The following is an 11,709-nucleotide window of genomic DNA, read 5'->3' as shown; positions in this document are numbered from 1 at the left end:
TCCTTCCTCGTCGCGGACCGCGGCGGCCAGCTGTTTTCCCCCGCCTCACCCTCCGGGGCGCGGTGCCTTCGTCCCGTGGGCGGCGGTGTATTCGGCGGCAAGCCAGGGGCCGAGGTCATCGATCAGCGCCGTCAGCACGCCCGGTTCCCGCGACGGGGTGCGTGCGACGGCGGCGGCGGCCCTGACCTGCGCCGCGCGCTCCGGGTGGTGCGGGTAGTGGCGGGCGAACAGTTCGGCGGACCGGCCCAGATCACTCGTCCAGCCGCCCCAGTGCGGCATGACCAGCGTGAACGCGGTCCGCACGAGGTGGCGGGCGATGCCCCTGCTCAGCCGCAGGCGCGCCTCGCCGGACGTGGCTCCGGCGGCGCGGTCGCGCCAGCGGGGGAGCGCGAGCGCCAGATCGCCGTTCGTCTCGCGGGCGAGCAGCGACGTGGGGCGGTAGCGGGGCAGGCGGACGGCCAGGTCCTCGCCCAGCAGCGGGGTGCAGAGGCAGGCGAGGAGGAAACCCGCGTCGTGCCGGTCCGCCTCGCCGAGCAGGGTCTCCACGGAGAAGAGGAGTACGCCGACGCCGTCGATCACCGGGAAGGCGGAGTCCAGGGCGGCGGCGGCTCCGTCGGCAGCCGCCCGGTCCCGCGCCGTGGGTCCCTCGCGCAGGGCCACCAGCAGATCCAGGTCGGACACCCCGGGAATGGCGGTGCCCCTCGGGACGCTGCCGTACAGGTAGGCGCTGTGCAGCCGTGCGGGGCCGAACGCCTCGGCGACGCGCACGCGGGCCGCCCCGACCACCGGGGCGAACTCCGTCCGGACGCGCTCGACGGAGCCTTCGCGGCGGATCGTGCCGTCCGCCGCGAGCCCCTTGTCCTCGGTGGCCGCCGTTTCGTCCATGGGCGGATCCTCGCAGGTGGCAGCCGGTCCGGTCCGCTGATCGCTCAGAGCGAACGGACCCCGGGGAACATTCATCGACTCACAAGCATTGAGCCCACATAGCTCAACTTGCCTGCCGAAGGGAAGATCATGACTGCGGGATCCCACACGTCCGAGGCGTCCACGCCGATCGACCTGCCCGTGCTGCCGCTCGACGACGAGGTCGTACTGCCGGGCATGGTGGTGCCGCTCGACCTGTCCGACGCCGAGGTGCGCGCCGCCGTGGAGGCCGCCCAGGCCGTCGCGCGGCCCGGGGGCGGCAAGCCCGAGGTGCTGCTCGTGCCGCGCATCGACGGCAACTACACCGGGACCGGTGTCCTGGGCACCGTCGAGCAGGTCGGACGGCTGTCGGACGGCGACCCCGGCGCCCTCATCAGGGCCCGTGACCGGGTGCGGATCGGCGCCGGGACCAGCGGGCCCGGCAACGCGCTGTGGGTGGAGGGCACCCGGATCGAGGTGTCGCCGCCCGACCCGCTGCCCGGCTCGGCCGCCGAACTGGCCAAGGAGTACAAGGCCCTGGCGACCAGCTGGCTGAAGAAGCGCGGGGCCTGGCAGGTCGTCGACCGGGTCCAGCAGATCGAGGACATCTCGGCCCTCGCCGACAACTCCGGTTACTCGCCCTTCCTCACCACCGCCCAGAAGGTCCAGCTGCTGGAGACCGCCGACGCGGTCGCCCGTCTGAAGCTGGCCATCCAGTGGCTGGGTGAACACCTCGCCGAGCAGGACGTCGCCGAGTCCATCGCCAAGGACGTCCAGGAGGGCGTCGACAAGCAGCAGCGCGAATTCCTGCTGAGGCGCCAGCTCGACGCCGTGCGCAAGGAACTCTCCGAGCTCAACGGCGACCCCGAGGACGAGTCCGACGACTACCGCACGCGCGTCGAGGCCGCCGACCTCCCCGGGAACGTCCGCGAGGCCGCTCTCAAGGAGGTCGAGAAGCTGGAGCGCGCCTCCGACCAGAGCCCCGAGGGCTCCTGGATCCGCACCTGGCTGGACACGGTCCTGGAGCTGCCCTGGACCGAGCGGACCGAGGACGCGTACGACATCCGCGCCGCGCGGGAGATCCTCGACGCCGAACACGCGGGCCTCCAGGACGTGAAGGAGCGCATCACCGAGTACCTCGCGGTGCGCAAGCGCCGTGCCGACCGGGGGCTCGGGGTGGTCGGCGGCCGACGCGGCGGCGCGGTGCTGGCGCTGGTCGGTCCGCCCGGCGTGGGCAAGACCTCGCTCGGCGAGTCCGTGGCGCACGCCATGGGCCGCACGTTCGTCCGGGTCGCCCTCGGCGGCGTCCGGGACGAGGCGGAGATCCGGGGCCACCGGCGTACGTACGTCGGCGCGCTCCCGGGACGCATCGTGCGGGCCGTCAAGGAGGCCGGTTCGATGAACCCGGTGATCCTGCTCGACGAGATCGACAAGGTCGGCTCCGACTTCCGGGGCGACCCGGCCGCCGCCCTGCTCGAAGTGCTCGACCCGGCGCAGAACCACACCTTCCGCGACCACTACCTGGAGGTCGAACTCGACCTCAGCGACGTCGTGTTCCTGGCCACGGCGAACGTCCTCGACTCCATCCCCGAGGCCCTGCTGGACCGCATGGAGCTGGTCACGCTGGACGGGTACACCGAGGACGAGAAGGTCGTCATCGCCCGCGACCACCTGCTCCCGCGCCAGCTGGAGCGGGCCGGTCTGGAGAAGGACGAGGTCGGCCTGGACGAGTCCGCGCTGCGCAAGCTGGCGGGCGAGTACACCCGGGAGGCCGGGGTGCGGAACCTGGAGCGGGCCGTCGCACGGCTGCTCCGCAAGGTCGCGGCCCAGCACGAACTGGGTGAGCGGGAGCTGCCGTTCACGGTGTCCGAGCAGGACCTGCGGGGCCTGATCGGACGTCCCCACCACGTGCCGGAGTCCGCCCAGGACCCCGCAGGGCGCCGTACCGCGGTGCCGGGTGTGGCCACCGGGCTCGCGGTGACCGGAGCGGGCGGCGACGTGCTGTTCGTCGAGGCGTCGCTGGCCGATCCGGAGACCGGGGCGTCCGGGCTCACGCTGACCGGTCAGCTCGGCGACGTGATGAAAGAGTCCGCGCAGATCGCCCTGAGCTTCCTGCGCTCGCACGGGGCCGAGCTGGAGCTCCCCGTCGCGGACCTCAAGGACCGGGGCGTGCACATCCACTTCCCGGCGGGCGCGGTCCCGAAGGACGGCCCGAGCGCCGGTATCACCCTGACGACCGCGCTGGCCTCGCTGCTCTCCGGACGGCTGGTCCGCACGGACGTGGCGATGACCGGCGAGGTGTCGCTGACCGGGCGGGTGCTGCCGATCGGCGGCCTGAAGCAGAAGCTGCTGGCCGCCCACCGCGCGGGCGTCACCACCGTGGTGATCCCCCAGCGCAACGAGGCCGACCTGGACGACGTCCCGGCCGAGGTCCTGGAGACCCTGGAGGTCCACCCGGTGACCGATGTCCGCCAGGTGCTGGAGATCGCGCTGGCCCCCGCCTCGGCCAGGGAGCCGGAAAGGATCCCGGCCGCCGCGTAGGTGTCACGTGGTGACGGACGCGGCATCACGCCGACGGCCGGTACGGACGGCCCGCCCTCCTCGCGGAGGGCGGGCCGTTCCGCGTGCCGGGCCGGTCAGGGGCGGTAGACCGTGCCGGGCTCGGGCTCGGCGGGGGCCATCAGCTGAGGGACGGTCACGAAGGTGAAGCCCCGCTCCTTCAGCGTGTCGATGATGCCCGGCACGGCCGGGACCGTGCCCTTGTAGATGTCGTGCAGCAGGATGATCCCGTCCCTGTCGGCCTGGTCGAGTATCCGCTTCCTGATCAGCGCGGAGTCGTTCGTGGAGTAGTCCTTGGCGGTCGCGCTCCACAGGATCTGCGAGAGGCCGAGCTCCTTGGAGATGCTGGAGACGGTGTCGTCCGTGCGGCCCTGCGGGGGCCGCATCAGCCGGGGCTTCTTCCCGGTGATCTTCTCGATCGCGAGCTGCGTCCTCTCCAGCTCGGTCCGTATCTCCGCGGGCTCCTTGTCCGTCAGGATCTCGTGGGACCAGGTGTGGTTGGCGACCTCGTGCCCCTCGGCCTCGATCCGCCGCACGGTGTCCGGGTGCTTCAGGACGTGGTTCTTGCCCAGCAGGAAGAACGTGGCGGGCACCTTCTTCTCCTTGAGCACGTCCAGGAGGTGCGGCGTGTCCTCGGCCGGCCCCGCGTCGAAGGTCAGGGCGATGCACTTGGCCTTGCGGCAGTCCACCTGGCCGAACGACCCCCCGGCGTCGGGGGCGGCGTCGGCCCGCGCGGATCCGGGAGCCGTGGTCTGCATCGCACAGCCGCCGAGCGTCAGTGTGAGCGCCGTCACCAGGGCGGCGGCCAACCCCGGGCCGGACCTCTTCGTCTTTCCGGGCACAGCAGGCACGACACGTCACTTTCCCAGGGATCGGCCGCACCGGCCGGTGCGGCACGCAGCGAATATACACAGCGCGTATACGCCGCATGCATAGTGGGGTGCTGCGCAGCACTGAGCCCCGGTGACCTGGGGTTCGTCACCGGGGCTCGACGTCGTGTCGTCCGTGGGTCAGCCGTTCGCGAGGGCCACCACGCGGTCGAGCGCGCCGTTGAAGTGGTTGTGGTCGCCGACCGTCGGACCCGACGACGTGTACTGCCACATCGTGTAGTAGCTCCAGCCGGCCGGGAGTTCACCGACCGTGGTGTTGTAACGGGCCACCCAGAGCGGGTTGGTGGCACCGAAGCCCGCGTTGTTGCCCGTGCAGTCCTTCCACCAGCTGGTCGCGGTGTAGATCACCGGGTCGCGCCCGGTGCGCGCCTTGTAGGTGTTCACGAACTCGCGGATCCAGGCGACCATGCCGGCCTGGGTCTTGCCGTAGCACTGCGCACCGTACGGATTCCACTCGATGTCCAGGACGCCGGGGAGCGTCCTGCCGTCCCTGGACCAGCCGCCGCCGTTGTCCACGAAGTAGTTCGCCTGGACGGCGCCGCTGGTCGTGTCCGGGGTGGCGAAGTGGTACGTGCCCCGGATCATCCCGACGTTGTAGGAGCCGGTGTACTGCTGCGTGAAGTACGTGTTCTTGTAGTACGTCCCCTCGGTGGCCTTCACGTAGGCCCACTTCACGCCGCTGTTCCACAGCGTCGACCAGGCGACGTCGCCCTGGTGGCTGCTGACGTCCACACCTTCGGTCTGGACGGCCCTGGTGCCGCCCGGGGTGCCGCCCTGGCCGTCGTGGGCGATCACGCCCTGGCCCATCCTCGCCGTCCCCCGTGCGGGGACATCGGCACCGGTGGCCGCGGAGGCCGGGCCGGGCAGGGTGAGCAGCAGGGTGAGGGCGGCGAGGAGCGTGCCCGCCGCGAAGAGGCGGGGGCGGCGGGGGGATGCTGTGGTTCCGGATCTGTGCACGGGCATTGCGTGCCTCCGAGGGCTCGGTGGGGGAGCTCATGGCCCAGGAGCGGGTGCGGGACACTCCTGCGATGCGTGCGCCGTGGTGTGGACATGCCATCCGTGGCACCCCTGAAGCTACGCACGTAGACCCGCCCTCCGGAAGGGGGTCCGGTCACTGCCGGAGGTCTACGCCTGCGAAATACTGGCCGAGCTGCGGCGATGGCCGGAGTTGAAAGAAACTTTCATCGGCGGGAAAGCGTATGAGGGGTGCTGACGTGCACGGGAGCGGAAGCGGCGGTGAAGCCGGCGGGGCGGGGAAAAGTGGTGTGGACCATGAGTTCCTCGCCCTGGAGCGGGAGTTGGCGGTCTTCCTGCGCCGGGCGCGGGCCAACTCGGGGGAGATGGCCCGGGAGGTGCACCCGGATCTCGAACCCGCGGCGTACGGGCTCCTCGTGCGGCTGGAGTCGGCGGGCCGCCAGCGCGCCACGGACCTCGCCGCCTACTTCGGGGTCGGCAAGGCGACGATGAGCCGCCAGCTGCGGGCCCTGGAGGACCTGGGCCTGGTGGCGCGGGAGACCGACCCCGCGGACGGCCGCGCCTGGCTCGTCCACCTCACGGGCGAGGGCCTCGCGCGCTACCGCAGCGTCCGTGACGCCCGCCGCGGCCGGTACGCCAGCAAGCTGGCGGGCTGGGACCGGGCCGAGATCGCCGAACTGGCCCGGCTGCTCCACCACTTCAACGAGCGAGCCGAGGACTGAGGGGGGCGGGCCCGGGCGTCCGGGGCGGCGGCGGGGCCGTCACAGCTCCACGAGGAGCGCCGTGGCGTCGTCGTGCGTCTTGCCGCGGCGCAGGTGCACGCGGTCGGTGTCGGCCCGCTCCAGCTCCCTGACCCGCGCGATGAGGCCCTGCGGCCCCTCCTTGCGCAGCAGGCCCAGGGCGGCGGTCCAGTCGCCCTCCCGGAACTTCTCCGTCCAGCGGCTCGCCCCGTCGGTCAGCGCCGCGAGTGCGCGGACCCGCGCCCGGGGGGTCTCGCCCGTCACCGCGCGTGAGGACACCTGGGGGTCCGCCGCCGCGGTGAAGAAGCCGCCCTCCCTGTTCCGCACCCGCGCGTCCGCGATCTCCTCGGAGGCCAGCGATCCCGGCGGCAGGCGGTCGATGCGGTCGTCGAGCAGCGGCCGGACCGTGCCGTCCGGTGCCTCGACGAGCAGGACCGAGTCGGAGAGCACCAGGTGTTCCACCCGCTCGTCGTCCCAACGCGCCAGCACCACCGTCGCCTGAGGCGTGCGCGGGTGAGAAAGGTCACACAGGGAACGGTGTGTGTCGGCGGTGCGTCGGATGGAGGCGGAGAGAATCTCGGCCAGCGTCAGATCCCGCCGCGAAGCGGACAGTTCGGCCAGTGCGCCGCCCAGCCGCGCGGTGAACCACGGGACCGAGTGCACACAGCCGTCGCTGCCCGCGGGAGGGGTGACGCCGTCCAGCAGGACGAGGGCGCCACCCTGGCCCGCAGCAGGGGCGGAGGTCGACACCCAGTCCTCGTTGGGGCGTTCGGGGCTGCCCGGCTCCGTGGCGAGTTCGATACGCATCCGGCCAGTCTGCACGATGTCTTCACCGGGCCCGCACGATCCCCGGGTCGGACCGTACCAGCAGGTCAGATGGCTGACGGAGAGCGGAACCCAGGCCCCGTGCATATGCGGGCGGGCATACTGCCAAAGCCTGGCCCGAAGTTCCACCCGGCGGTCCGTGCATGCCGGGCACCGCCCGTGGGGAGACTTGTTCGCCAACTCCGGAGTGCGGTTCACTCGTTCGAGTGGCGGAGCGGTTGATGCACGCCCCCCTCCCAAAAGCGCTGGAATGGTCGGAAGCCGTACGGCGCACACCAGGGCGGGGTGCCCATTCACGTGACCGTGCGTCACCTCTGCTTCAAGGGCGGACGAGTCAAGATTGCGAGCACCGGTGCAGAAGAAGCGGCCTCGGAGCAAGGACAGCACGCGCGAGGAGTCCGGGGCCACGCCCCAGGCGGCGGGTGCCTCCAAGCGGACCGTGAGGGTACGCAGCCGGCTCGTCGCCGGCGTTGCCGTCGTAGGGATCACCGTCATCGCGGCGGGTGCCCCGGCGGCCCTCGGCGCGTCCTCCGATCTCAACGAGTCCCAGCGGCTGGTCACGCTCGCCGAGCTGAACCAGCAGGCGATCACCCTCGCGCACTCCCTCGCGGACGAGCGCGACGTGGTCGTCGCCCACATCGCGGGCGGACGTGGGAGCGAGGACGGCAAGGACGGCACCACGAGCCCCGCCGACCGCGTCGACCAGCAGGTGGACGAGATCGGGGAGGCCGCCCCGGCGGCCCTGCGCAGGGACCTCGCCACCATCCCGTCGCTCCGCCGTACCGCCCTCACGGGCAAGGGCTCGGCGATGGAGGCGTACCAGGCCTACTCCGAGGTCATCGCCAAGCTCCACGGCCTCGCCGACGAGCTCGCCGAGAGGACCCCGCCGCGCGCCGCCGACGCGACCCGCGCCCCGCTCGCCCTGGGCGGTGCCGTCGAGCAGGCCTCGGCCACCCGCGGGCTCCTGCTGGCCGCGCTCGCCGTGCCCGGCACGAAGCCGCAGGGGCAGCAGACCGACCCGTTCACCGGGCTGCCGCTCCAGGACCAGGGCGACAGCGAGGACGACCGCGACCGCGACGAGCTGAGCGCGGCCGCGCAGCAGGCGCGGGTGCGCGAGCTCGCCTCGCTCGCCGAGTTCGACCAGGCCGCCGGGTCCACCGCGCGGAACAAGCTGGCCTCCACGGTCACCGGCTCCGAGGTCGCCGGCGCGGAGAAGTACCTCTCCCGCCTCACCGACCGCCCCGAGCTCTCCGACTCCGACCGGGAGGCCGACCCCAAGAAGGTCGAGGCGGCGCTCTCGGCCCGGATCGACCGCATGCGCGGGGTCGAGTCCGCGCTCGGCACCGAGCAGGTCAAGCGCCTGGAAGGGCTGCGCGACGACGACGTCACGGCGCTGGAGCTGCGGCTCGCCCTGCTCGGCGGCTGCTTCCTGGTCGCCGTCGGCGTCTCCACCGCCGTCGCCCGCACCCTGACCCAGCCGCTCGCCGTCCTGCGGATCGGGGCCGGCCGCATCGCCGCCGAGCCCGAGACCGCCGAGCCGGTCCGCTACACGGGGCGCAACGACGAGTTCGCCCAGGTCGTACGGTCCATCAACGCCCTGCACGGCAGGCTGCACGGACTGCGGAACGACACCGACGGGCGGCTCGCGGGCACGGAGCGCACGGAGGGCGAGCGCGGCGAACTGATCGCGGCCCGCGAGGCACTCACCCTCCAGCGGGCCGAACTCCAGGCCCAGGTGGCGGAACTCACCGGGCAGCTGGAGCGTCTGCGGAACACGGTGCACCACACCTTCGTCAACCTCTCGCTGCGCACCCTCGGACTCGTCGAGCGCCAGCTCGGCGTCATCGAGGGCATGGAGGAGCGCGAGCAGGACCCGGAGCGTCTGGCGACCCTCTTCAAGCTGGACCACATGGCCACGGTCATGCGGCGCCACAGCGAGAACATGCTGGTCCTCGCGGGAGCGGAACACCACCAGGGGCACGCGGGCCCGATCCCGCTCGTCGACGTACTGCGCGCCGCGGTCAGCGAGATCGAGCGGTACGAGCGCGTCACCATCCAGTCCCTGCCGCCGCACGCCCAGATCGCGGGCTTCGCCGCCGACGACGTGAGCCACCTCGTCGCCGAACTCCTGGAGAACGCGACCTCCTTCTCCCCGCCCGACTCCCATGTCGAGCTGTCGGGCTGGCTGCTGGAGTCCGGAGAGGTGATGCTCTCCGTGCAGGACGCGGGCATCGGCATGTCGGCGGTCCGTATGGGCGAGCTGAATGCCAGGCTGGCCGACCCGGCGTCCTTCGAGGCGGGCGAACAGGCCGCGGACGGTGCCGGGCTGGGTCTTCAGGTGACCTCGCTGCTGGCGGCGCGCCACGGCGTGAAGGTGGAGTTGCGCGAACCGAAGGGGAGCGGGGTGACCGCGGTCGTCGTCCTTCCGCAGGCCCTGCTGCCCAAGGCGCCGCCGGTGGCCTCCCCGCCGTCCGTGCCGCTGCCCGGGGACGCGCCCACGCTGAACCTCCCGGGGTCGGTCGCCGAGGCCAACTCCAACGCGCTGCCGCCCCGTTCGGCCGCCCCCGCCGCGGATCCGCTGATCGCGGCCGCCGAGCGCACCCTGGAGGCCACGGAGCCGCAGCCCGCGACGCCCCGGCCGACGGGACCGGAGGCGGCGGCACCGGAGGCCGCGGCACCCGAGGCCGCGAAGCCGCAGCCCGCGCCGGAGCGGCCCGAGGCGCCGGAGCCCGCGGCGCCCCACCCCGCGGTGCCCACACCCGGAGCGGACCCCGAAGCTCCCGCCGCCGGGCCCGGCAGCCGCGCGGAACCCGGCCCGGCGCCCCGCCAGGAGTCCGAGGCCGAGACCACCATGCAGGTCCGGCTCCCCGTGCCGAAGGACGCGCCGAGCCCGTACGCCATCGGGCCCGACCGGCACGAGCGCGCCGCCGACGCGAACCCCGCGACCGGTCCGGCGGCGGCCGCCGGAGCCGTTCCCGGCCCCCGGCAGCCGCCGGCCGGACTCGGCGAGGAGGTGCCCGACCCGGCACCCGTGCCCGAACGCATCACCGACAAGGGGCTGCCCAAGCGGACCCCGAAGGCCGTCGAACCGCCGTCCGCCCCGGCCACGGAGCGCACGGGCGGATTCGACAAGGAAGCCCTGCGCCGCAGGCTCGGCGGCTTCCACCAGGGGGCGAAGGACGGCCGCCGTGATGTCGAGGCGGAAATCGCCGACAGCGGCCCGCAGACCGACCACGACCGTAGCGACGTCCGTATCGATGAGACGGGGGACACAGTCGAGGAGGCACGCAGTTGACTGCGCCCAGCGCGTTCGGACTGAGCAGCGAGGCCCGGAACCTTCACTGGTTGCTGAGCAATCTCGTGGAGGAGGTGCCAGGGGTCCACTCGGTCACCGTCGTCTCGTCCGACGGGCTGATGCTGCTCTCCTCGGACCCCGGTCTCGCGCCGGCCGAGGCGGCGGGGCGGCGGACGGGCCCCAGGGGCTCCAGCGCCGACCTCGCCACCATCGTCTCCGGCATCGGGTCCCTCACGATCGGCGCCGCCAAGCTCATGGACGGCGGCGGCGTCAAACAGACGATGGTCGCGATGGACGAGGGCAGCGTCTTCGTCATGTCGATCAGCGACGGTTCCCTGCTCGGTGTGCACGCCACCCCCGACTGCGACATGAGCGTGATCGCCTACCACATGGCGCTCTTCGTCGGCCGCGCCGGACATGTACTCACCCCCGAACTCCGCAGTGAGCTGCGCAAATCGATGGAGAGCACCCAGTGACGTCAGCTGCTGAACCCGCACGAAAACTTCCCGTCAGGGGTGCGGACCGCAAGGCCGCACGCGTCCGTCCGTACTCCCTCACGGGCGGCCGCACGCGCTTCGGCCACGTCCTGCTGGTCGAGACGTTCGTCGCCGCGCTGGAGGCCCCCGAGGAGCGCCGGGAGCTCACCAACGGCCATCTCGCCTCGCGCGTCATGCCCGAGCTGCACGCCATCGTCGAACTCTGCCGCCGCATGCGTACGGTCGCCGAGATCTCGGCCCTCCTGAAGATGCCCCTCGGCGTGGTCCGGGTGCTGCTCAGCGACCTGGCCGACCAGGGAAAGATCCGCGTGTACGGCACCGGTCACGGCACCGGCCAGCCCGACCGCGCGCTGCTCGAAAGGGTTCTCAATGGACTCCGCCGTCTCTGAGGCGCCGCTCTTCACCCCGCGCCCGCGCGGGCCGCGGGACCGCCCCGCCGACTCGGTACAGGCCTGGCAGCTCGACCACACGCGCGCGCCGATCGCGACGAAGATCGTGGTCGCGGGCGGGTTCGGCGTGGGCAAGACGACCTTCGTCCGTTCGGTCTCCGAGATAACCCCGCTCCAGACCGAAGCGCTGATGACGCAGGCCAGCGAGGGGACCGACGACCTCACGGCCACACCGGACAAGGTCACCACGACCGTCGCGATGGACTTCGGCCGGCTGACCCTGGACGACGACCTCGTCCTGTACGTCTTCGGGACCCCCGGGCAGCAGCGCTTCTGGTTCATGTGGGACGACCTGGTGCGCGGTGCGATCGGCGCGGTCGTCCTGGCCGACACCCGGCGCCTCGCCGACTGCTTCGCCGCGCTCGACTACTTCGAGAGCTGCGGCCTGCCCTACATCGTCGCCGTCAACCACTTCGAGGGGACACCCGGTTTCGAGGAGGACGACGTCAGGGAGGCCCTGACCGTGGCGCCGCACGTGCCTGTCGTGATCATGGATGCGCGCGAGAGGATCACCGTCGTCGAGTCGCTGCTCGCCCTGGTCGGCCACGCGCTCGACGCCGCCCCCGAATGACGGCA

10 protein-coding genes are annotated in these 11,709 nt (G+C 72.5%); 6 read left to right on the top strand and 4 right to left on the bottom strand.

Annotated elements, in window-relative coordinates:
• Positions 1-45: 45 nt before the first annotated feature.
• Positions 46-885, bottom strand: a complete 840-nt coding sequence (locus tag ACFVS9_RS22685; protein WP_389934865.1) for a nucleotidyltransferase domain-containing protein — start codon at positions 883-885, stop codon at positions 46-48.
• A 129-nt stretch (positions 886-1,014) separates the two neighbouring features.
• On the opposite strand from ACFVS9_RS22685, the gene lon reads away from it, so the two are divergent.
• Positions 1,015-3,444: an endopeptidase La gene (gene lon, locus ACFVS9_RS22680; protein ID WP_383114346.1), complete on the top strand. Its 2,430-nt coding sequence runs from the start codon at positions 1,015-1,017 to the stop codon at positions 3,442-3,444.
• Positions 3,445-3,539: 95 nt separating this feature from the next.
• On the opposite strand, the gene ACFVS9_RS22675 is transcribed toward lon, so the two are convergent.
• On the bottom strand, positions 3,540-4,220 hold the full coding sequence (locus ACFVS9_RS22675) for a polysaccharide deacetylase family protein (RefSeq protein ID WP_383114386.1): 681 nt from the start codon (positions 4,218-4,220) through the stop codon (positions 3,540-3,542).
• A 252-nt stretch (positions 4,221-4,472) separates the two neighbouring features.
• Complete coding sequence (locus ACFVS9_RS22670; protein ID WP_383114345.1) at positions 4,473-5,315, bottom strand: lysozyme; 843 nt, start codon at positions 5,313-5,315, stop codon at positions 4,473-4,475.
• 236 nt (positions 5,316-5,551) lie between these two features.
• Here ACFVS9_RS22670 and ACFVS9_RS22665 point away from each other — a divergent pair, with 236 nt between their 5' ends.
• Complete coding sequence (locus tag ACFVS9_RS22665; RefSeq protein WP_389934861.1) at positions 5,552-6,049, top strand: MarR family winged helix-turn-helix transcriptional regulator; 498 nt, start codon at positions 5,552-5,554, stop codon at positions 6,047-6,049.
• A 39-nt stretch (positions 6,050-6,088) separates the two neighbouring features.
• Here ACFVS9_RS22665 and ACFVS9_RS22660 read toward each other — a convergent pair whose 3' ends face one another.
• The gene (locus ACFVS9_RS22660; protein WP_389934859.1) at positions 6,089-6,874 is read right to left on the bottom strand and encodes a hypothetical protein; all 786 of its coding nucleotides are present in this window, start codon (positions 6,872-6,874) and stop codon (positions 6,089-6,091) included.
• Between the two features lie 370 nt (positions 6,875-7,244).
• On the opposite strand from ACFVS9_RS22660, the gene ACFVS9_RS22655 reads away from it, so the two are divergent.
• Genes ACFVS9_RS22655 through ACFVS9_RS22640 form a run of 4 tightly spaced genes read left to right on the top strand, consistent with a single transcriptional unit; the run spans position 7,245 to position 11,704 of the window.
• A complete protein-coding gene (locus tag ACFVS9_RS22655) occupies positions 7,245-10,187 on the top strand; it encodes a nitrate- and nitrite sensing domain-containing protein (protein ID WP_389934856.1) in 2,943 nt (980 codons plus the stop codon).
• On the top strand, positions 10,184-10,663 hold the full coding sequence (locus ACFVS9_RS22650) for a roadblock/LC7 domain-containing protein (protein WP_383114341.1): 480 nt from the start codon (positions 10,184-10,186) through the stop codon (positions 10,661-10,663). The genes ACFVS9_RS22655 and ACFVS9_RS22650 overlap by 4 nt, the downstream gene beginning before the upstream one ends.
• Positions 10,660-11,073 (top strand): DUF742 domain-containing protein, encoded by a 414-nt coding sequence (locus tag ACFVS9_RS22645; RefSeq protein ID WP_383114340.1) that lies wholly within the window; start codon positions 10,660-10,662, stop codon positions 11,071-11,073. Before ACFVS9_RS22650 ends, ACFVS9_RS22645 begins: the two co-directional genes overlap by 4 nt.
• Entirely contained in the window at positions 11,054-11,704 is a 651-nt protein-coding gene (locus tag ACFVS9_RS22640; protein WP_389934852.1) for an ATP/GTP-binding protein, read from the top strand. The genes ACFVS9_RS22645 and ACFVS9_RS22640 overlap by 20 nt, the downstream gene beginning before the upstream one ends.
• Positions 11,705-11,709 lie beyond the last annotated feature (5 nt).

The sequence above is a fragment of the Streptomyces sp. NPDC058008 genome (genome assembly GCF_042886395.1).
Taxonomy (GTDB): domain Bacteria; phylum Actinomycetota; class Actinomycetes; order Streptomycetales; family Streptomycetaceae; genus Streptomyces.
Note: the sequence above shows the minus strand (reverse complement) of the source record. Positions and strands in the feature narration are given on the sequence as shown.

What these genes read in the sequence shown, in the direction of transcription:
- ACFVS9_RS22685 (WP_389934865.1), bottom strand. Translation starts at nt 885, where the DNA reads ATGGACGAAACGGCGGCCACCGAGGACAAGGGGCTCGCGGCGGACGGC.
- lon (WP_383114346.1), top strand. Translation starts at nt 1,015, where the DNA reads ATGACTGCGGGATCCCACACGTCCGAGGCGTCCACGCCGATCGACCTG.
- ACFVS9_RS22660 (WP_389934859.1), bottom strand. Translation starts at nt 6,874, where the DNA reads ATGCGTATCGAACTCGCCACGGAGCCGGGCAGCCCCGAACGCCCCAAC.
- ACFVS9_RS22665 (WP_389934861.1), top strand. Translation starts at nt 5,552, where the DNA reads ATGAGGGGTGCTGACGTGCACGGGAGCGGAAGCGGCGGTGAAGCCGGC.
- ACFVS9_RS22640 (WP_389934852.1), top strand. Translation starts at nt 11,054, where the DNA reads ATGGACTCCGCCGTCTCTGAGGCGCCGCTCTTCACCCCGCGCCCGCGC.
- ACFVS9_RS22675 (WP_383114386.1), bottom strand. Translation starts at nt 4,220, where the DNA reads ATGCAGACCACGGCTCCCGGATCCGCGCGGGCCGACGCCGCCCCCGAC.
- ACFVS9_RS22670 (WP_383114345.1), bottom strand. Translation starts at nt 5,315, where the DNA reads ATGCCCGTGCACAGATCCGGAACCACAGCATCCCCCCGCCGCCCCCGC.